This window comes from Geobacillus sp. 46C-IIa, assembly GCF_014679505.1.
In the GTDB taxonomy this organism is placed as follows: domain Bacteria; phylum Bacillota; class Bacilli; order Bacillales; family Anoxybacillaceae; genus Geobacillus.
In genome coordinates, this window is the sequence record NZ_CP061474.1 from 3,176,406 (window position 1) to 3,196,971 (window position 20,566).

Consider the following 20,566-nt stretch of genomic DNA (forward strand, 5'->3'; position numbering starts at 1 on the left):
TGGGCAGTCTAACAACCGACTGCCCAAGCCTTGCAATGTTTATTGCCTTTTGCCATAACGCTCGACGCGAAGCCGAGCCTGTTGAGCGTGACCCGCAAAGTTCTCGATTTCGCAGAGGCGGACGGCGTACTCGCCAATAAAAGCGCTCGCTTCTTTGCTTACTTTTTGATAAGTGCATGTTTTCAAGAACTTCCCAACCCACAGGCCGCCAGTATAACGGGCTGCTTTTTTCGTCGGCAAAGTGTGGTTTGTGCCGATCACTTTGTCACCGTAAGCGACGTTCGTTTCAGGGCCAAGGAACAAGCTCCCGTAGTTTGTTAAATTCTCTAAGAAGTAATCCGGATTTTTGGTCAAAACTTGAACGTGCTCAAACGCCAGCTTGTCTGCCTCCCGCAAAGCCTCTTCCTCGTCCTCGACGACGATGACGGTACCGTAATCCCGCCACGCTACGCTTGCGACATCAGCGGTAGGGAGCACCGCTAACTGCCGTTCGACCTCCTCCAACGTCTCCCGGGCTAACTTCTCCGATGTCGTAATCAGCACGCACGGAGAAGTCGGTCCATGCTCGGCCTGTCCCAGCAAGTCCGTGGCGACCATTTCGGCATCAGCGGTTTCGTCCGCGATGATCAATGTTTCGGTCGGACCAGCAAACAAGTCGATGCCTACACGGCCGTACAGTTGCCGTTTCGCTTCAGCCACATACGCGTTTCCTGGGCCAACTAACATATCGACAGGCTCGATCGTTTCCGTGCCGATCGCCATGGCCGCCATGGCTTGAACGCCGCCCAAAATATAAATTTCATCCGCTCCTGCCAAATGCATGGCGGCGACGGTCGCTGCTGGGATTTCCCCGCGGATAGGCGGCGTGCAGGCAATCACCCGTTTGACCCCTGCCACTTTTGCCGTTAGAACGCTCATATGCGCCGAAGCAACCATCGGGTAGCGCCCCCCAGGTATGTAGCACCCGACGCTGTTGACCGGGATGTTTTTATGGCCGAGAATCACTCCAGGCAGTGTTTCGACTTCAATGTCTTTTAGCGCTTTTCTTTGTTCCTCAGCAAATCGTCTAATATTGCTTTGCGCGAATTTAATGTCCTCAATCGTTTGTTTCGGAACAGTGCTGATAATATCTAAGATTTGCTCCTCGGTAAGACGAAAACTCAGCGGAGACCAGTTATCAAACTGAAGTGACAGTTCTCGGACTGCCGCATCCCCCTCAAGCTCAATTTTCTTAATTATCTGCCGCACAGTTTCCGCCACTTGCGCATCGTGCTGGGCAATTTCTTCTTGCGGCTTTCCTTGTTTTAAAAACATCGCCATTTCCTTTCCCTCCTCTTTGCATACGTATGCATTTTATAAAAGAGTTTAACTTTTTAGTATATTGAATACGTATTCAATTTGTGGCACGAAAAGGGGGATCCCCCTACCTATAGAAATTTCAAACGTTTCCGCGGATTCTGTAAAAATAATAATGTAAAGCGTTTTCTTTTGTCAACTCCTTTTTTTCACACTTCCTCTTTCGACCAATATGCCTGGAAATAAAATCGATGACGGTTTCCCGTCTCCTCCGTCTATTTCTTCGAACAGTTTTGCCAGCGTCCATTCGATCATCTCATCAACAGGCTGCCTCCATGTTGTTAAACAGTAACTAGGCCAAGACGCCATTGTGATATCGTCAAAACCGATGACCGCCACGTCATCTGGAATCGATAATCCTATCGATCTGGCGGCATCCATGGCCCCTAAGGCCGTGATATCGTTAGCCCCAAAGATCACCTCGGGCCGCTCTCTTTTGTCTAATAGCCGCAAAGCAGCATTATATCCCCCTTCATAAGTAAACTCTCCGTCCTCGATGTAAAGTTCTGCTCCTCTCCCCATCAGAGCCTCACAAAACCCCCGCTCGCGGTCGTCATTTGTCGAGGTGTTCTTGCGTCCGCGTATATATGCCATCCGTCTATATCCGAGCTCGTACAAGTATTTGCCAATTTTTTTGCCCGCGGTATAATTATCGCAGCTCACCGAATGGCAAGGAAGGCCGTCCATGCGGCGGTTAAACAATATGACCGGTATGCCGTTGCTTGAAAGGGAGGAGATGATATTCGGCGATAACGTGGCATCGGTCACAATGACACCTTCGACATTGTATTCAAGAAATTCTGATATTTCATCTTGGTTGATCTCGTCGTTCTCCGTATGAACAAAAAGGACGTGGTAACCGTTGTCACGCAACGCTTTTGTGAATTTCTCCAATACTTCAGGATAGAACGGATTTTGGATATCCCTCATCGCCAAGCCAATGATATTAGTTTTATTCATGATCAGTCCTCTAGCCAACGCGTTAGGGCGATAGCCAAGCTCCCGCGCTGCTTCAAGCACCCGCCTTCTCGTTTTCGGTGACACGCTCGAACCCGGGGTGAACACGCGAGAAACGGTTGATTGGGATACCCCTGCCTTTTTCGCTACTTCCATGGAATTGACCGGCTTTTTCTTCAACAACACTCCCTCCTTCTTCCAGCTGACTATAGCTGTGATAAGGGCATGCCAGCCTGTCAGAGCGCTCGCATGCCCATGGGGGGTTGATCTCTTCCGCCATTAAAGCGGCTGAAATCTTAAGAACAAACGCCGCTTACTCTGGAGGCAACATTGATAATGAAATTCTCCCTTTCGCCACATCGACGTGCTCGACCCATACTTTGACAACATCGCCGATGGAAACAATGTCGAGCGGATGGCGCACGTATTGTTTGCTGAGTTTTGAAATGTGTACCAGCCCGTCCTGTTTGACGCCGATGTCGACAAAAGCGCCGAAGTCAACAACATTGCGCACTGTGCCTTCAAGCTCCATGCCCGGTTTTAAATCCTCCATTTTCAAGACGTCTTTGCGAAGCAGCGGTTTGGGCAGCTCGTCACGCGGGTCGCGCTCCGGACGGCATAAAGCGTCGATGATGTCGCGCAATGTCAGTCCACCGATGCCAAGTTCAGCTGCCGTTGCTTCGATATCGATGGCTTGCAGCGCTTGGCGCAGTTCACCGCTGCCGATGGCGTCGGTTGTAAATCCTAATGTATGCAATAGCTGCTTCACTTCTACGTACCGCTCGGGGTGAATCGGCGTGCGGTCAAGCGGCTCCTCCCCGTCGGGAATGCGCAAAAAGCCGATGCATTGCTCGTACGTTTTTGCTCCAAGCCGCGGGATCGTTTTCAGCTCTTCACGGCTGCGGAATTTTCCTTGCTCTTCGCGGCGCTTGACGATGTTTTCCGACACCGTTTTCGTCAGCCCTGACACGTACTGCAACAACGAAACGGAGGCGGTGTTGACGTTGACGCCAACTTGGTTGACGACCGTCTCAACGACGAAACGGAGCGATTCGGCCAGCTTCTTTTGCGAAACATCATGCTGGTACTGACCGACCCCGACCGATTTTGGGTCGATTTTGACGAGCTCGGCGAGCGGATCTTGAACACGGCGAGCGATGGAAACGGCGCTCCGCTCTTCGACTTGCAAGTCCGGAAACTCGGCGCGCGCAAGGTCGGAGGCGGAGTAGACGCTCGCCCCCGCCTCGTTGACGATGACATAAAAGATGTCACGCTTCACTTGCTTCAGCGTATCGGCGACAAACTGCTCCGTTTCCCGCGATGCCGTTCCGTTGCCGATGGCGACCATGTCCACATGATAGTCATCGAGCAAGCGCAGAAGCTTTGTTCGCGCTTCTTCTTTCCGTTCTTGAGGCGGGTGCGGGTACATGACATCGATGCGGAGCAGCTTTCCGGTTTCGTCAACGATGGCGAGTTTGCATCCGGTTCGGTAAGCTGGGTCGATGCCGAGGACCGTTTTTCCTTTCAACGGTGGCTGAAGAAGCAGCTTGCGCAAGTTTTCGGCAAAAATATGGATCGCCCGTTCTTCTGCCTTTTCCGTCAGCTCGCTGCGGATCTCACGTTCAATGGCAGGCTCCATCAGCCGCTTGTATCCGTCTTCAACCGCTTCCGCCACAAGTGGGGCGGCGGGGGATGATTCATTGGCGATGGTCTTTCGCAGCAGGTAGCGAATGATCTCCTCGACCGGCGGTTTGACCGCTACGCGCAATACCTCTTCCTTTTCACCGCGGTTTAAGGCTAAGACGCGATGGGGGACGATTTTGGCGATCGGCTCTTCATAGTCGTAGTACATTTCGTAAACGTTCTTTTCGTCCTTTTCCGGCGCTTTGGCGGCCGAAGCGATCGTTCCTTTCCGACGCGTTTGTTCGCGCACCCATTGGCGAAGGTTAGCATCGTCAGCCACCCGTTCAGCGATGATGTCTTTCGCCCCTTGCAACGCCTCGTCAACAGTGGCCACCCCTTTTTCGACATCGACAAACGCCTCGGCCTGCTCTTCAGGAGCTGGAGCGGCGGGGAAGGAAAGAAGCCAATCGGCAAGCGGCTCGAGCCCTTTTTCTTTGGCGATCGTCGCTTTCGTGCGCCGTTTTTGTCGGTAAGGGCGATATAGATCTTCGACTTGCTGCAGCTTCGTAGCGCTTATAATCGTGTTTTTCAATTCTTCCGTCAATTTCCCTTGCTCATCAATCAACCGAATGACTTCTTCTTTCCGCTGTTCTAAATGCTGCAAATATTCCCATCGTTCGAGCACGTCACGGATTTGCACTTCATCGAGCGCCCCCGTCATTTCCTTCCGGTAGCGAGCGATAAACGGGATCGTGTTGCCTTCCCGGTGAAGCGCGATGACATTTTCGACTTGTTTCGCTGCCAACTGTTGCTCGGCGGCGATGATTGAAATGAGCCGCTGTTCGTTCGTCAAGCGTTTCCCTCCCTTATGTATAGCATCAGCCGAAATTCCTCCCCCGCTGATCGCTGGGCTGCGCCTTTCGCGCGCTTGAGGCTCGGAGTCTTCTTTACGAAACCAAATAAAAATGAAAGGACAGACCGTTATGAGAGCCGATCTGCCCGTCTTTGCCATTGACATAAAAATACCATAATAAAATCCAGCGTCGCACGCTCAACGCCGCTTCGCCTATCCGCCTATTTGCCCTTGGCAAACAAAACATCGCTCCCTCCCGCTGTTTGACTCGCTAAGGCAGGGGGCTTCTTCGCACAGTATCAAAAGTCGATCAAACCCAAGCTGATTTGCAGCGCCTCATCGACCTTATCCATCATTTCATCATCCAAGTGGGTAATTTTATCGGTCAACCGTTGTTTATCAATCGTACGAATTTGCTCAAGCAAAATGACCGAATCGCGCTCAAACCCGTAGCGTTTCGCATCAATTTCGACGTGCGTCGGCAGTTTCGCCTTTTGGATTTGCGCCGTAATCGCCGCGACAATTACCGTCGGACTGAAGCGATTGCCGATATCGTTTTGGATCACCAACACGGGGCGTACGCCGCCCTGCTCTGAGCCAACGACCGGGGAAAGGTCCGCAAAATAAACGTCGCCACGTTTGACAATCAAAGCATTACCCCCCGCTAACTAAGCGTTCAACGGTGTGGTCGGCCTCATATTCAGCATGAAACGCTTCAGAAGCAATAGATAAATTGATTTTGGCCATTTCCATGTAGCCTCGTCTCATCGCCTCGCGAATTTGCCGTTTTTTTCGCTCGCGAATATACATTTTCGTCGCCTGATAAATGAGTTCATTGCGATTGCCATTCTCCTGCTTTACGAGCCCGTCCAGTTCTGTCAGCAGCGACTGCGGCAAACGAACGATGATTTCCGTTGTTGCGCCAGATTCCGACACGAATCATACACCTCCACGAACTGCAGCCATTCATTGCTTCCATTTCATGATACCATTAAACAACGGCGCTGCAAAGTCATTTCTCCATTTTCTATCCTTTGTCTTCTGAAGCAGGTTATGCACCGCTTCACCCGTGACAAACAGCATTTCTCACTTCCATTATACGCTTATTTCGGAAAAAAATACGGGGCACCCGATAACTGATTGTGCAAGGCACTTCGTAATTAATTGTTTCCAACTGGCGGGCGACATCATCGACTGAGATGGTTTCATCCCCTTGACGACCGATCAAAGTCACCTTCGTGCCGATCGGCAGCGGCCCAGGCAGGCGGATCATGCATTGATCCATGCAAATGCGGCCGACAATCGGCGCCCTTTGCCCGTTCACGAGCACATGAAAATGTTGCAGACGACGGAGCCAGCCGTCCGCATAGCCGATCGGGATCGTGCCGATCCACTCTTCCGCTTGCGCGGTATACGTCGCTCCGTAACTGACCTTTTCCCCCGGCTGCAGCTTTTTCACATGCACGAGGCGGCTATGGAGCGAAAACGCCTCCTTGAGTTCGTATGGAAGCAGCGGCTTGATGCTTGGCGACGGAGCGAGTCCGTACATGGAAATGCCGAAGCGGACCATATTGAACGCTCGATCGGGAAAGCGGAGCGTCGCCGCGCTGTTGGCACAATGAACGAGCGGCGGCCGCGACGGCAGCCATTCGAGCATACGCAAAAAGCGGCCATATTGATAAGAAAGATAGTCTGTATTCACTTCATCAGCTGTCGCAAAATGCGTATATGCCCCTTCAAGGATAAAGGACGGGTGGCGATCAATCAGCGCCATGATGCGCTTTGTCTCCTCTTCGTTTTTCACCCCGAGCCTTCCCATTCCGGTGTCCATTTTCAAATGAAAGTGAACCCGGGCCGAGTCCGTGTAAATGGATGACGCCTCTTCTACCCAATCAGCGCGAAACACGGTTAAAGCAATGCGATGTTGGGCGGCCAGCGCCACATCGGCCGGGCGGGACGCCCCGAGCACTAAAATGGGCGCATTGATGCCTTTTTTCCTTAAGGCGAGCGCCTCGTCCAAAAAGGCGACAGCTAAATAGGAAGCGCCGGCTTCTAGCGCCGTTTCCGCCACTTGGGCGTCACCATGTCCGTAGGCGTTCGCCTTCACGACGGCCATCACCCGCGTTCCATCCGGCAAAAAGCGGCGCAAATTCGCAACGTTGTCGTAAATGGCATCCAAGTCAATTTCCGCCCACGTATCGCGGTGAAAGTCGTCCATCCTCTCTCGCTGCCTTTCTCATCACGCAAGTTTGAAAGCGCTTGAATCTGTTTTCATCCTTTCTTAGTTTACCACGTCTTTGCTGAAGAAGGAATAGGTTGAACGTCAGAAAAGCGCCTGAACGCAGCGGAAATCGAGAAACCTTGCTTCCCCTGCTTTTCATCCCGTTTAGTCCTATGCCGGCTAGAGGCGAGACCTTTTTCACCGGACCGAACCCTCACGCCATGAAAAAATAAGGCGGCCTCCCGCCCTCAAAGCGGAAAGGCACGCCTTTTCGCAGGCTTCATGGTTATTTTGTTGCTTTTTCTCGCACCGAGCTGGCAACCATCACCATTTCTTCCGGTGTTAGATCATCAGAGGCGAGCGTAAATTCCACCCCGTTGTATGACCATGTCAACGTTTGATCAGTGAGGGCGCCGACCGTAAATCCTAAATCAACCGGATCACCGTTGACAAGCACTGGCATGCTCGTGGCCGGGAGCACTTCCGCTTTTTCTTGAACGAGCGTAAACGATTTTTTGCCGCCGAATGTCATAATGACCCGCGTGCCGTCTTCACTTTTTACTTCTTTTTCCTCAAGCGCTTGGACGCCTTCCGGGAGCTGGCTCGGGTACATGACTTCCATCACTTGTTCTTTTCCTTCCGCCATCGCCGGCACTTCGAGACGTGCACCGGTCATGTTTTTCGATGTGTCGAACGCATCATCATCGAATTTTTTGTTAAATTCAACATTGGAAAATTCCACTGTCAACAGCGCTTTTCGGTCTGTATCCATCACTTTGACCGAGACGGGCGCCAAATCTTTTTTGCGCAGTGTAATTTCTTGGGTCGGAACGACTTCGCTATTTGGATAGTTCGTTTTTGTCTCGAATACATAGTGGTCTTTCGTCGCTTTAAACTTCGCCTTTGAGTCGCTCAAAATGTCTTTGACGAGCGATTCATACAAATACGCTTGACTGCTGTTTTTCGGCCAGTCGCTGACAAACTTGAAGCTTTTGTTGAGAGCCGGCGTAAAGACAAACACTCCCTCATCGTTGCGCAAAATCATTTGACTTTGCCCTTTGTCGGCGTTTTTCAAGCTGACGCGGTAGTACGACGGCTGCTTATGCCACACTTCCACATGATATACTTGTGGCTTCGCACCGGTGCGGAACGTCATTTTCGCCTCGGCTTGGTAGCCTGTCATGTCGTCCATCTTTTCATTGAGCGCTTGAAGCACTTCCTCCTGCGATTTCGACCCGCACCCAGCTAAAGCAAACAAAAAGATGATGCCGACCAATGCCAAAAGCACCTTTCTGCCCATCGCTTCAACCCCTTTGCCTCATATATCGATTTCTGCCTATGCACTACAATATATGAGACAACTTTCGAGAATATGCAGACTAGCCGTGGCAAGCGTCCGATGGCTCAGTCGACCCGAAGCGCTCAATGACGACTTGGGCGACCGCATAATCGCGGCTATGGGAGATGGACAGATGAATGATCTCTCCGTCGCAGCGGGCAGCAATACTTGGCTTTCCATACGCATCGGAAACGACCTCGATGTCCTGGAACGATACATGTCGCCCAATCCCTGTCCCGAGCGCTTTAGCGTACGCTTCCTTCGCCGCAAATCGTCCGGCAAGAAATTCCACCTGTCTAGCAGGTGCTAGCCGGTCAAACTGCGCCTTCTCTCGCGGTGTTAACACCCGATCAGGGAGTTTGCGGTTGCGTTCAAGGAGCGACCGAATCCGTTCAAGCTCTACAATATCAATGCCGATACCGACAATCATCACTTTCTCCACCTATCCGTGCGATATAGTCGGACAAATTTTTTGCACATTTTGCGCATAAGATGGCTTATAGAAAACGGACATAACCTATCGGCGCATCGCCCCACCTGCAGGGGATGCGATGTTCAGCAAAGAAAGGAGACAAAGCTATGTTTCACCATACAGGGGATGTCCGCTCACTCTTCCGTCTCTGTCCGGTTGTATCGACCGTGTTGCTAGCCCATATCGGTTTATGGTTTTTGTTCGTCCTTCCCCTCACAGCGCTCGAGCCCATTTGGCAACATGTCATCGGGACGAATGGCGCCATTCGCGACGGAGAGTATTGGCGGTTGATTAGCCCGCTCGTGCTGCACTACGATTTCAACCATATGGCGGCCAACAGCCTTTCTCTATGGCTGTTCGGCCCGTGGCTGGAGCGCGCGCTCGGAAAAGGGAAGTTTTTGCTTCTTTATATCGGAGGAGGCTTCGGCGCCAATGTCGCCACCGTACTGCTTCTGCCGCCGATGTACAGCCATGTCGGGGCGTCAGGAGCCATTTTCGCCTTATTTGGCATGTATAGCTATCTCGCCCTGTTCCGCCGTGACTTACTCACTCCAAAGCACACCCAGCTGTTGCTGGTCATTGTCGCGATTCATTTGTTGCTTAGCTTGCTGGAACCGGACGGAAATCTCATGGCTCATCTATTCGGCTTCGCCACCGGCGGCTTGTTGGCTCCCTTTTTAGCCATCCGTCCCCAGCTGCCGACATTTCATGTGATCCGGCCATGAAAAAACGGCGCTTAATGCGCCGTAATCCGCCGTTTTTTCGTCCGGCCGCGCGCCGAACCGTCCGGGCGGCCGCCCCGCTTTTTCTCCCGCTTGACCGCTAAAGGCGGCTCTTCCGTCAACTTCACCGGCGTCGTGTCCGGTTCGCGCGTCAACATTTTCAGGCAGGCGGCGACGATCGTCACGGAGTCATGCTCTTCAAGCAATTCCTCAGCCGCCCGTTTATAAAATGATAAATTTTCCGTTTCCGCCACGTTGAGGAGCTTTTCAATGGCGACGCGCTGTTGGCCTTCGAGCGCCTCATCGAGCGTCGGCGGCTTCATCCGCTCCATTTTCCGCTTTGTCGTCCGCTCAATATGATGGAGCTGACCGATTTCTCGCGGTGTCACAAACGTCATCGCCATTCCTGTCTTGCCGGCGCGTCCCGTGCGCCCGATCCGGTGGACGTAGCTTTCCGGATCTTGCGGGATGTCAAAGTTATACACGTGCGTCACGCCGGAAATATCCAATCCGCGCGCCGCGACGTCGGTGGCCACTAAAATTTCAATTGACCCTTCTTTAAACTTGCGCAGCACCGACAACCGCTTCGCTTGGCTTAGATCGCCATGGATGCCTTCCGCCGCATAGCCCCGCAAGTTGAGCGCTTCAGCGAGTTCGTCGACGCGCCGCTTCGTGCGGCCAAACACAATCGCCAGCTCCGGCGCCTGGATATCGAGAAGCCGTGTTAAAATGTCAAATTTCTTTTTCTCGTGCACTTCCAAATAATACTGCTGGATATTCGGCACAGTCATTTCCTTTGCCTTCACCTTGACGAGTTCCGGATCGTTCATAAACCGCTCGGCAATCCGGCGGATCGGATCCGGCATCGTCGCCGAGAACAACAGCGTCTGCCGTTCGGCCGGCACATGGCGTAAAATCGCCTCAATATCTTCGATAAAGCCCATATTAAGCATCTCATCGGCCTCATCGAGCACAACCGTATGCACATGTTCAAGGCGGAGCGTCCCGCGGTGAATATGGTCGATGATGCGCCCTGGTGTGCCGACGATGACGTGCGGATGTTTTTTCAAAGCGCGAATTTGCCGCTCAATATCTTGGCCGCCGTAAATCGGCAAAACGCGCACCCGCTTGACCGCACCGATTTTATACAGTTCTTCCGACACTTGAATGGCAAGCTCGCGCGTCGGTGCAACGACGAGCGCCTGAACGGCGCCGTTTTTCACATCCACTTTTTCTACGATCGGGATGCCAAACGCGGCGGTTTTTCCCGTTCCAGTTTGCGCTTGGCCGATCACATCTTTATTTTGCAGGCTGAGCGGGATCGTTTTCGCTTGAATCGGGGTCGTTTCTTCAAACCCCATCAGCTCGACAGCTTTCATTACGTCCTGACTTAATCCTAATTCTTGAAATGTCGTCAATGTTATCCAAACTCCTTATAAAAAATCGTCCCTTTATTCGTGAGAAAGGTTTGACAGTTATCATACCACGTTATGTCGTCATTTGCAATGATAGGCGGCGGTGCATAAAAATTTTTCCGTCTCGGTAAACAGTACGTGCCGGTCGACGCTATGGCAGACGTGGTGATACGAATTCGGCAAAAGGAGCAGCGCCTTTTCTGCCGAACCGATGTTTTCATATAAATAATAGGCGCTTTTAAGCGGCACAATCCCGTCTTTTTCTCCTTGGGCGATGAGCACAGGTGCTTGAACGTGCGGAAGGCGGGGGCGCACATGACGGACGAGCTTGCGAAATTCCCTGACGGCTGAAAACGGAGTCGCCCTCATTTTGTTTCGGTAGCGAAGGAATAATGGATGCTCTCGCGCTCCACGCCAGCCGTTGGCAAACATCTCGCGGATGTCGCACCATAATTGACGCGGATTGACGTAATAAAACGCGGCACTCAACAGCACAAGCCGAGCGACCGGATATTTTTCCGCCAAATGGACGGCGAGCACCCCGCCCATTGAAAACCCGACAACATATACCGTATCGCAACGGCGGCTAAGCGCCTGGAACGCTTGTTCAGCCGCTTCGACCCACCGGTCGTATGTAATCCCTTTGAGCCGCAACTCATCTCCATGTCCCGGCAATGTCGGCGTTTCCACGATCCAGTCGGTTCGCTCCCGCAAATAGTCAGCTAGCGGCGCCACCTCTTCCGGACTCCCGGTAAATCCATGAATGCATAAACAGCCGATCATCATCCCCACCCCCGGCTCGAGTGAAAAGCGGCGCCGGTGACGCCGCTTTTAGTTTTTCTCGTCCCGTCCGATTTTACACCCAATAACCGAGCAATTCTTCCAATCTCATGCCACGCGATGCTTTCAATAGGACGATATCGTCTGCGGAGGCGACAGAAAGCACCGCTTCAGCCAATGCCGCTTTATCGTCAAACGCCTTCACCCGGCCTTGGCCAAAAGACGGCTCGGCGGCCGCAGCAATATGGCGCGCTAACGGTCCGTAGGTAAATACGTAATCCGCCATCTCCGGCCGCAGCATTTCCCCAATCTCTTGGTGGAACGCGGCCTCGTTGGCGCCGAGTTCGAGCATATCGCCCAATACCGCGATCTTCTTCCCATAGCCGCCCAATTCTCCGAGCAGCGTCAACGCGGCACGCATCGATGTCGGGCTGGCGTTGTAGGCATCATTAATCACCGTAAAGCCGCGTTTCGTTTTCACGACTTCCGTACGCATACGCGTCACTTGCAAACGTGAAAGAGCGGTGTCAATATCCTCCCAACTGACGCCAAAAAAGCGGGCGATCGCGATGGCGGCCAGCGCGTTGTATACGTGGTGTTTCCCTAATACCGGCATAAACAGCATCCGGCCAGGGAGCGCGTTGATGGCAAACGACGTGCCCGCGGCTTCAACGCGCACGGCTGTCGGATAATAATCATTGTCTTCACCTGCCCCGAACGTCACAACGTGCCGGGGAAGCGGCAAGTTCGGCACGCGCTCGGCCAAAAGCGGCTCATCGCCGTGGTAGACGAACAAACCGTCACGGTGCAGCCCGGACAAAATTTCCAGCTTCGCCTTAGCGATGCCTTCCCGCGACCCGAGCTCTTGCAAGTGCGATTCACCGATGTTGGTGATGACGGCGGCATTCGGCTGAGCGATCGTCGTGAGCCGCTCGATTTCACCAAACCCGCTCATTCCCATTTCCACGACAGCGATGTCTGTCCCTTCCTCGAGCGCAAGAAGCGTGAGCGGTACACCGATATGGTTGTTTAAGTTTCCTTCCGTTTTTTGCACGCGATATCGGGTCGCCAAAAGAGCTGCAATGATGTCCTTCGTCGTCGTTTTGCCGTTGCTGCCGGTCACCCCGACGACGTTCAGTCCAAGCTGTTCACGGTAGCGAGCGGCGAGACGCTGCAGAGCCGAAAGCGTATCATCGACGATAATCACTGGAACGCTTTCCGGCGGCGCCCCTTCCGCTTCGGCCCATAGCACGGCTGCCGCCCCTTTTTGCACCGCTTCTTCCACGAAAGCGTGGCCGTTAAACGTCTCTCCAAGTAGCGGAACGTACAAGTTGCCGGCTTGGATCGTCCTTGTGTCGGTCGATACGCCGCTGACGGCAATATTCTCCCACTCCGGATTCGTGCACCGGCCGCCGGCCATCTCGGCAATTTGCCGCACCGTCCGTTTCATCATTCGCTCCCACCCTCTTTTACTTTTCAAATGTGTACGTAATCATCTGCTTTTCTTGATGCCGTTCCAATGCCAGCGCAATAAGGCGCTCGATCAGCTCCGAGTATGGCACGCCGCTATGCTGCCAAAGGAGCGGGAACATGCTGTACGGCGTAAACCCCGGCATCGTATTAATTTCGTTAATATAAACGGTGCCGTCTTCGGCGAGGAAAAAGTCGGCGCGCACAAGTCCGGACAAGTCGAGCGCTTTAAACGCGGCAATGGCCATCGATTTAATCGTCTCATACTGCTCTTGCGTCACCTTAGCAGGAATAATCAACTCCGTTTGCCCGTCTTCATATTTCGCCTCATAGTCGTAAAATTCCTTTTTTGGCACAATTTCTCCGACAACAGAACAAACCGGCTCGTCATTCCCGATGACGCCAATCTCAATTTCTCGGCCGACAATAGCTTCCTCAATAATAATTTTCCGATCATACTTAAAGGCCTCAGCAAACGCCGTTTTTAACTCATCGCGCTGTTTGCATTTGGAAATGCCGACGCTCGAACCGGCGTTGGCCGGTTTGACAAAGCATGGATAGCCGAGCTCTTGTTCGATCTGGTCATACACCGCTTCTCCGCCTTTTTTCCATTCATATTTCGTCACTGACACATACTTCGCTTGGCGCAGCCCAGCTTGGGCAAACAAGTTTTTCATCACCACTTTATCCATGCCGACGGCAGAAGCGAGCACCCCATTGCCGACGTACGGGAGGTTGAGCATTTCCAGCAGTCCTTGCACCGTTCCGTCTTCGCCGTTTGGCCCATGCAAAAGCGGAAAAATTACATCAATCGTTTCCTTGTCGCCCTCCGTTGTCGAATCCGGCGCGGGGACTTGGTTTAACGATACAGGAATCATCGCGGTTGCCGTCGAAGTGAACTGCAACTGCTTTACCTCTTCGATCGGTCCAGTCAATCGTTTTCCTTTAATCCATTGCCCTTCCGGTGTAATATAAATCGGGATGACATCAAATTTATGAGGATCAATGGCGTTCATGACCGCCATCGCCGTCGACAAAGATACTTGGTGTTCCGGCGATTTACCGCCGTATAACACTCCGACTCTCGTTTTCATCATCGTTCCTCCTCTTTCCTTGGCCATCGTTCCTATTGTAACACGTTTCGCGCCCAACGGTCTGATATTTTATATGTACGATGCAGGTTGTTTCGCCACCCGCGCTGCAGCCATTCAGCACAAAAAATGCCATCTAACGTCCGTTAGATGGCTCGTCTACGAGCGAAGAACGCGCCAGGCCATGCGCTGCGGCATCGTTGTCACCATTTCCGCGAGCGCTTCTTGTCCCGTTTTTTCCACCCCGGCAAAATAGTCAGATACGCGGCGGAAAAACCGATTTTTCTCCACGTCATCGGTCAGCAGGCGGAATATGTTCCGTTCGCCATTGTCCGGCCCAGTCAAGTGATAAATTAAGCCGTTCCGCTGCAAATATTGCAAATTGATGCGTTCCTGTCCGGGCAAGCAGTCGATGGTGAAGATCGGGATGCGCTTATGGAGCAGCTCGCTGATGGTCACCCCGCCCGGCTTTGTAATGACCGCGTCAGCTTCATCATACAGTCGGTTCATCTCCTCCGGATCGGCGATGTACGGAAGCGGGCGGATGTGAGGGAGCTGCCAGCTAGCAATTTCATGATACAGCTGTTCATTGGCACCGCACAACACCGAATAACGAAACAATGTTGACGTTCGAGCCGCCCGCAAAAACGCCATCATATTGCCGAGCCCCTGGTTTCCGCCGGCGACGAGCACATGGGTTGGCCGCCTTCTCCGCCTGGCTTCTGGCATGTTCATAAACGTGTCATGAACCGGGATACCGGTGACAATGATGCGCTCTTTATCGATCCCGTGTTTGGTGATCAGTTCCCATTTCGCCTCTTGATGGGGGACAAAATGGTAGTCGATAAACCGCTTTCCCCAGATGCTGTTCATAAAAAAGTCCGTATAGACGTTCACAACCGGGACCGTCAACGCCCGTTTCCGCTTCAGCTGCTGCAAAATGCGCGACGGAAACGAATGGGTGCAGACGATTAAATTCGGCTGTTCTTGTTCCAACATCTTTTTCATTTTGCTTTCAAAATAAGGCAGCCACGGCTCAAACGAAACAAACTCAAGCCGCGTTGACTCCTGATACATAAACGTCTTGTACACGCGGTGGTATGAAGCGGGATGCGAGCGAATCCAGCGCAAATAAGCTTCTGACACCATTTTTTCCATCAGCTCATTGCAATAGCTCAAAAAATCGATTTTTTTGCTTTCAACCGCCGGAAGCTGACGGCGCAAAAAATCGATCAGCGTGTCGGCTACTTTATGGTGTCCGGTATTCATTTGAAACAACGGCAAAAACAACACTTTCATCATCGATCGCACCCTTTAGCTTTCAAAAGATTTTTTTCGCCTCCGCTGCCCAATCCACGCCGCAAGCAAAAAGAGCACAAACAACGCCAATCCGGCAAGCGGAAAGGAAATGAGGGGGACATGGATATGCCGGCCAAGCAATAGCCCGGCCAATGTCAGCGGAACGACCCAGCCCGCTGTCCCAACCGTAGCGAACAAAACAAACGTCCGAAACGGGAATCGGCTCACCCCCGCCATATACGGACAGATTTGCCGCACTCCCGGGGCATAGCAGCCGAACAAAATGCCCCATTTCCCGTAGCGGCGGAACCAATCGCGGGCCCGTTCCCACCGTTCACCTGTAATTCCGACATACTTGCCGTACTTTTGCACAAACGGCGCTCCCCACCATCTTCCGGCGCCATACGCGGCCAACATGCCGGCCATCGTTCCGCCCCAGCACGAGGCGAGCGTCGGCCAAAGCAGCAACTGCTCTTTGGCAACCACCACACCGACGAAAAAAAGCAAACTTTCCTCCGGTGCCGGTATGCCGACGATGCCGCAAAATAAAAACAAAAACAGCATCACATATCCGTATGACTGAACATAAGGCAACCATACGCTCGTATCCATAGCTCCCCCATCACATCGACGAGATTTGTTTGTTAGTTTGCGCGTTTCTCAGTTCTGTAATCGTCACCCAGCGCATCTTTTTCGTCGCTTCATCTTTGAACAGCAGCTCAAGAGCCGACAACATTTGTTCCGGCGCACGCTTGTTGGCGCCTAACGCATCCCCGTTATCATGAAGCACGATGACCGCCCCGCCGCGCACGGCAGCGCGCAAGCGGCGGAACAGCTCCATCGTTCCAATATTTTCATTCCAATCCCCAAGAATATGCGTCCATAGCACCGTTGTATACCGTCTTTGCACGATGGGCGTCCAAGCGTTAAAATGCCCCCATGGCGGCCGGTAATAGATCGGGCGTTGATCCGTCGCCCGCTCAATCGCCGCTGCCGCCCGCCGCACTCCCCAATCGAGCCAAAGCGGCGGCAACAGCCAGTTGCTGATATGGCGGTAATTATGAATGCCGACTTCATGACCCTCTTCCACCATTCGCCGCACAATATCGGGATAACGCTCGACTTTCCGGCCGACGACGAAAAACGTTGCCTTTACACCATATTTCTTTAATAAATCCAACAGCCTTGGCGTATAATACGGGTCAGGACCGTCATCAAACGTCAAAGCAAGGCAGTCAGGCGCTGTTCCTTCACGAAACAGAAGAACCCGCCTTTTGCGAATGACGATCGTCGGCACAATCCCGTATATCACGATTCCAGCGATCAAACAGCCAACAAGCCATGCCAACATCGTCTTCACCTCTTCGATAGTACTTTATCAATATTTCCTTCCTTTGAGAATAGGAAACTGAATATCTTCTTTGCTTTCATCCCATCCCGAAAGGGATGGGCTTTCTCGCTCGCCATTTGTAAATAAGCTGCTAAACTAATGATCATATATGAATTCGATAAAAAATCAAAAGGAAAATGATGAGAATTTCATGTAACGCCTAGCTTTTTCACTCCCTTGCCCCTTGACTGATATGAAATTTACCGCCATTCGGTTTCCTCCATAAATGACGGTGAATTTGCTATAATACATAGGTATATGGCGCTTAGGACGTAAAAAGCGGCGTGCCGTTCGATCGGAAACGCCGCATGCGGCCGCCTCTGGAAAGGCGGCTTAGCTCAAAGATGTTCATTGAACATCTTCACTATTGAGAAAAAGACAGGTGATCTGCATTGCGAAAGAAAATCGTCTTAACCGGCGGCGGCACGGCCGGCCATGTGATGGTCAACGTCGCCCTCATTCCAAAACTGAAAGAGCGAGGATGGGACATCGTCTATATCGGCTCCCATCAAGGAATCGAACGGGAGATTATCGGCCGCATTGACGACGTCCCGTACTATTCGGTGTCAACCGGAAAACTGCGCCGCTATTTCGATTGGAAAAACTTCAAAGATCCGTTCCACGTCTTAAAAGGGATTTGGCAAGCGTACCGCCTGATTCAAAAAGAAAAGCCAGCGGTCGTGTTTTCCAAAGGTGGGTTCGTCTCTGTTCCTGTCATTCTCGGCGCCTGGTTAAACGGCGTACCGTCGGTCATCCACGAGTCCGACTTGACGCCCGGGCTCGCCAACAAAATCGCCATGCCGTTTGCGACGAAAATTTGCCTCACCTTTCCAGAAACAAAAGAGCACGTCCATGCCGACAAAGCGGTCTACGTTGGCGCCGTCGTCCGCGAAGAGCTGAAGCACGGACGCGCGGAACAAGGGCGGAAGATTTGCCAGTTTGACGGCAAAAAACCGGTGCTGCTCGCCATGGGCGGCAGCCTAGGCTCAAAAACGATCAACGATACGCTGCGCGCCTGCCTGCCAGCGCTGCTTAGCGAGTTTAACATCATCCACATTTGCGGCAAAGGCAACGTCGATTCAAGCCTTGCTGACCAAAAAGGATACAAACAGTTCGAATACGTTAACGAAGAGCTGCCCCACTTGCTCGCCTTGGCCGACATCGTCGTCTCCCGCGCCGGTGCGAACGCCATTTTCGAACTGCTCGCCTTGCGCAAGCCGATGCTGCTCATTCCGCTCTCGAAAGCAGCAAGCCGCGGCGACCAAATTTTAAACGCCCGCTCATTTGAAAAAGCGGGCTATGCGGAAGTGCTGATGGAGGAGGACTTGACGAACGAGTCGTTCCAAGCCGCCATTCGCCGCCTGTACGAACACAAAGACCAATACAAGAAAAACATGGAGCAATCCGGCAGCAGTGATCCGTTGCAAACGCTTCTCGCCGTCATTCAAGACACCGCCCGCTGACCAAAATGAGGCGATGCCCAGCGCACGTTTGCGGGGCACCGCCTCGGTTTTTTATTAAAAACGCCCCCACAAATATGATTGAAAAAACTTTCGTTTCCCCTCTTCGTTCTTTTCCGCCCGTTTGCATCCAACTACTCCATAAATCAAAACCGCCCGGCGGGACAACCCCACCAGGCGGCACAACTAGAAATACAGGAAATAAATGACCAACGCAAGCGCAATCCGGTACACCGCAAACGGCACGAGGCGGATGCGGTTGATGAGCTGCAGGAAAAAGCGGATCGCAAGTAAGGCGAAGACGAAGGCGCTCAAAAAGCCGGCGATGAAAAACGGGATGTCGGCGGCGCTGACATATTGCCAGTTTTTCAAGAGGGACAGCCCGCTCGCCCCCGCCATGATCGGAACAGCCATAATAAACGTGAAATCGGCGGCAGCGCGATGGCTCATGCCGACAAGCACCCCGCCGGCGATCGTCGAGCCGGAGCGGGAAAAGCCCGGCCATAAGGCCAAACATTGCACTAAACCGACAAAAAACGCCTGCTTGTACGTGATTTGGTCGACCGTCTGCGCCCGCACCGCCTTTTTGGCGAATTGGTCGGCAGCAATCATCAACAGCGCGCCAAGCACAAGACCGATGAGCACCGTTTGCGTCGAAAACAAATGTTCATCGATATAGTCTTCAAACAACACGCCGAGCACCCCGGCCGGGAGCAGACCGATAATGACATGAAGCAGCGTCAGCCGCGGCTTCCCGCCGGGATGGCGGCCACGAACACCGAGCAAGTCCAAAAACCGGTCTTTGAACACAACGACGGCGGCTAAAATGGATCCGAGCTGGATGACGACTTTAAACGTATTGGCGGCGTATTGGCCTAAAAACTCCGTAGATTTTAACCAAAGATCATCGACAATAATCATATGGCCCGTCGAGGAAACGGGGGCGAACTCCGTCAATCCTTCCACCATTCCTAAAATGACGGCCTTCAACAACTCCATCCAATGCATCCATGTCCATCCTTTCTGCGCGGGATCGTCCTTTTCTATACATATGGGCCAAGCAGCAAAATAGCACTCCGCTTTAGGCCGCGCCTGCTCTATTGTACTATAAATCATTCGTTTCTACTACCCACGCTTTGCATTGGATGGACATCCGTTTGGTCATAAAACGAGCGCGGTCCGTTCATGCTGTCTTAGGAAGACGGAAGCTCCCCGCGCCGCTCTAGGTAATGATACAAGGCGCCAAGCAAATTCGCGTCGTTTTTAAACTGGCACGTCGCCACAACCGGTCGGACTCTCGCGATCGGGACGAGCGACAACAACACCGAAAGGCGCTTGTTAATTTCGTCAACGAAATCGGGGCGGTTGCTAATGGCTCCACCTAAAATGATTTTTTCTGGGTCGTATGCGTATTGCAAGTTAAAAATGCCGTGGGCCAATGAAAAGTAAAACCGGTCGATCGCGTTTTGCGCGGCTTCATCTCCCCCCTCGGCCAACGCAAATACCGTTTCACCATCCAATTCTGTTTCCGGTCTTCCCTTTTCCCTAGCCACCATCCGAATGAGCGCACTCGTCGCTGCCAGTTCGCTCCACGTTTTGCATTCAACCGTTCCGTTTGTATAGCCAACATCCATCAACATATAACCAAACTCCCCGCCATGCAAATGCGCCCCTTTATGAATACGCCCGTCTTTCACAATCGCCCCGCCGATGCCGGTGCCGACAATGACAAATGCGATATCGCGGCAGCCCCGCCCCGCTCCTTTCCAAAGCTCACCGAGCGCGGCACAATTCGCGTCATTTTCCAGTTCAATCGGCAGTCCCGTCTCCCCGCCGAACACTTCTTTGAAATTGGGGCCGTGAATGCAAGGCAAGGCGCTGCTCCCGCCGATGACACCGCTTTCGCTGTCGACGCTGCCTGCCGAACTGATCGCGATGCCGGAAAGTTCATAGTGCGCTTGGGCTTGGCGGACGACCTTCAGCAAATCATCTTGAAATTGGCGAAAGTCATGACGTTCCGAACGATAACGCCCTTTTTCTAAAAAATCGCCGTGCTCGTTCATGACGGCATGTTTCACATATGTGCCGCCAATATCAAAAACGATAAAGCAACGCATG

19 protein-coding genes are annotated in these 20,566 nt (G+C 52.6%); 2 read left to right on the forward strand and 17 right to left on the reverse strand.

Annotated elements, in window-relative coordinates:
• Positions 1–39: 39 nt before the first annotated feature.
• From hisD to acpS, 8 genes are all read right to left on the reverse strand, one after another.
• Positions 40–1,320: a histidinol dehydrogenase gene (gene hisD, locus IC803_RS15920; RefSeq protein ID WP_081210573.1), complete on the reverse strand. Its 1,281-nt coding sequence runs from the start codon at positions 1,318–1,320 to the stop codon at positions 40–42.
• Positions 1,321–1,491: 171 nt separating this feature from the next.
• The gene (locus IC803_RS15925) at positions 1,492–2,493 is read right to left on the reverse strand and encodes a LacI family DNA-binding transcriptional regulator (RefSeq protein WP_081210571.1); all 1,002 of its coding nucleotides are present in this window, start codon (positions 2,491–2,493) and stop codon (positions 1,492–1,494) included.
• A 133-nt stretch (positions 2,494–2,626) separates the two neighbouring features.
• A complete protein-coding gene (locus IC803_RS15930; protein WP_081210569.1) occupies positions 2,627–4,789 on the reverse strand; it encodes a Tex family protein in 2,163 nt (720 codons plus the stop codon).
• 299 nt (positions 4,790–5,088) lie between these two features.
• A complete protein-coding gene (gene ndoA, locus IC803_RS15935; protein WP_003253417.1) occupies positions 5,089–5,439 on the reverse strand; it encodes a type II toxin-antitoxin system endoribonuclease NdoA in 351 nt (116 codons plus the stop codon).
• Positions 5,440–5,443: 4 nt separating this feature from the next.
• Positions 5,444–5,725 carry a CopG family ribbon-helix-helix protein gene (locus tag IC803_RS15940; RefSeq protein ID WP_020958454.1) on the reverse strand — a complete coding sequence of 94 codons (282 nt, stop codon included), beginning with the start codon at positions 5,723–5,725 and terminating at the stop codon, positions 5,444–5,446.
• 127 nt (positions 5,726–5,852) lie between these two features.
• Entirely contained in the window at positions 5,853–7,007 is a 1,155-nt protein-coding gene (alr, locus tag IC803_RS15945) for an alanine racemase (protein ID WP_081210567.1), read from the reverse strand.
• 289 nt (positions 7,008–7,296) lie between these two features.
• Positions 7,297–8,310 (reverse strand): LolA family protein, encoded by a 1,014-nt coding sequence (locus tag IC803_RS15950; protein WP_081210565.1) that lies wholly within the window; start codon positions 8,308–8,310, stop codon positions 7,297–7,299.
• 79 nt (positions 8,311–8,389) lie between these two features.
• Entirely contained in the window at positions 8,390–8,779 is a 390-nt protein-coding gene (gene acpS, locus IC803_RS15955; protein WP_081210563.1) for a holo-ACP synthase, read from the reverse strand.
• 149 nt (positions 8,780–8,928) lie between these two features.
• Here acpS and IC803_RS15960 point away from each other — a divergent pair, with 149 nt between their 5' ends.
• A complete protein-coding gene (locus IC803_RS15960; protein ID WP_081210561.1) occupies positions 8,929–9,546 on the forward strand; it encodes a rhomboid family intramembrane serine protease in 618 nt (205 codons plus the stop codon).
• A gap of 11 nt (positions 9,547–9,557) precedes the next feature.
• Here IC803_RS15960 and IC803_RS15965 read toward each other — a convergent pair whose 3' ends face one another.
• From IC803_RS15965 to IC803_RS15995, 7 genes are all read right to left on the reverse strand, one after another.
• A complete protein-coding gene (locus tag IC803_RS15965; RefSeq protein WP_081210558.1) occupies positions 9,558–10,961 on the reverse strand; it encodes a degradosome RNA helicase CshA in 1,404 nt (467 codons plus the stop codon).
• Positions 10,962–11,039: 78 nt separating this feature from the next.
• Positions 11,040–11,741, reverse strand: coding sequence for an alpha/beta hydrolase (locus IC803_RS15970; RefSeq protein ID WP_081210556.1), 702 nt, complete (start codon positions 11,739–11,741; stop codon positions 11,040–11,042).
• A 73-nt stretch (positions 11,742–11,814) separates the two neighbouring features.
• Positions 11,815–13,191: a UDP-N-acetylmuramoyl-tripeptide--D-alanyl-D-alanine ligase gene (murF, locus tag IC803_RS15975; protein WP_081210554.1), complete on the reverse strand. Its 1,377-nt coding sequence runs from the start codon at positions 13,189–13,191 to the stop codon at positions 11,815–11,817.
• Positions 13,192–13,207: 16 nt separating this feature from the next.
• Positions 13,208–14,302, reverse strand: coding sequence for a D-alanine--D-alanine ligase (locus IC803_RS15980; RefSeq protein ID WP_081210552.1), 1,095 nt, complete (start codon positions 14,300–14,302; stop codon positions 13,208–13,210).
• Positions 14,303–14,458: 156 nt separating this feature from the next.
• Positions 14,459–15,601: an MGDG synthase family glycosyltransferase gene (locus tag IC803_RS15985; RefSeq protein ID WP_081210550.1), complete on the reverse strand. Its 1,143-nt coding sequence runs from the start codon at positions 15,599–15,601 to the stop codon at positions 14,459–14,461.
• Positions 15,602–15,613: 12 nt separating this feature from the next.
• A complete protein-coding gene (locus tag IC803_RS15990) occupies positions 15,614–16,210 on the reverse strand; it encodes a DedA family protein (RefSeq protein WP_081210548.1) in 597 nt (198 codons plus the stop codon).
• A gap of 10 nt (positions 16,211–16,220) precedes the next feature.
• The gene (locus IC803_RS15995; RefSeq protein WP_081210546.1) at positions 16,221–16,949 is read right to left on the reverse strand and encodes a polysaccharide deacetylase family protein; all 729 of its coding nucleotides are present in this window, start codon (positions 16,947–16,949) and stop codon (positions 16,221–16,223) included.
• A 431-nt stretch (positions 16,950–17,380) separates the two neighbouring features.
• On the opposite strand from IC803_RS15995, the gene IC803_RS16000 reads away from it, so the two are divergent.
• A complete protein-coding gene (locus IC803_RS16000) occupies positions 17,381–18,451 on the forward strand; it encodes an undecaprenyldiphospho-muramoylpentapeptide beta-N-acetylglucosaminyltransferase (RefSeq protein WP_081210544.1) in 1,071 nt (356 codons plus the stop codon).
• A 183-nt stretch (positions 18,452–18,634) separates the two neighbouring features.
• Here the strand turns inward: IC803_RS16000 and IC803_RS16005 are convergent, their stop codons facing one another.
• Both IC803_RS16005 and IC803_RS16010 read right to left on the reverse strand, forming a co-directional pair.
• On the reverse strand, positions 18,635–19,456 hold the full coding sequence (locus IC803_RS16005; RefSeq protein ID WP_081210542.1) for an undecaprenyl-diphosphate phosphatase: 822 nt from the start codon (positions 19,454–19,456) through the stop codon (positions 18,635–18,637).
• Positions 19,457–19,641: 185 nt separating this feature from the next.
• Positions 19,642–20,565, reverse strand: coding sequence for an ROK family protein (locus IC803_RS16010; RefSeq protein WP_081210540.1), 924 nt, complete (start codon positions 20,563–20,565; stop codon positions 19,642–19,644).
• Position 20,566: the final 1 nt, after the last annotated feature.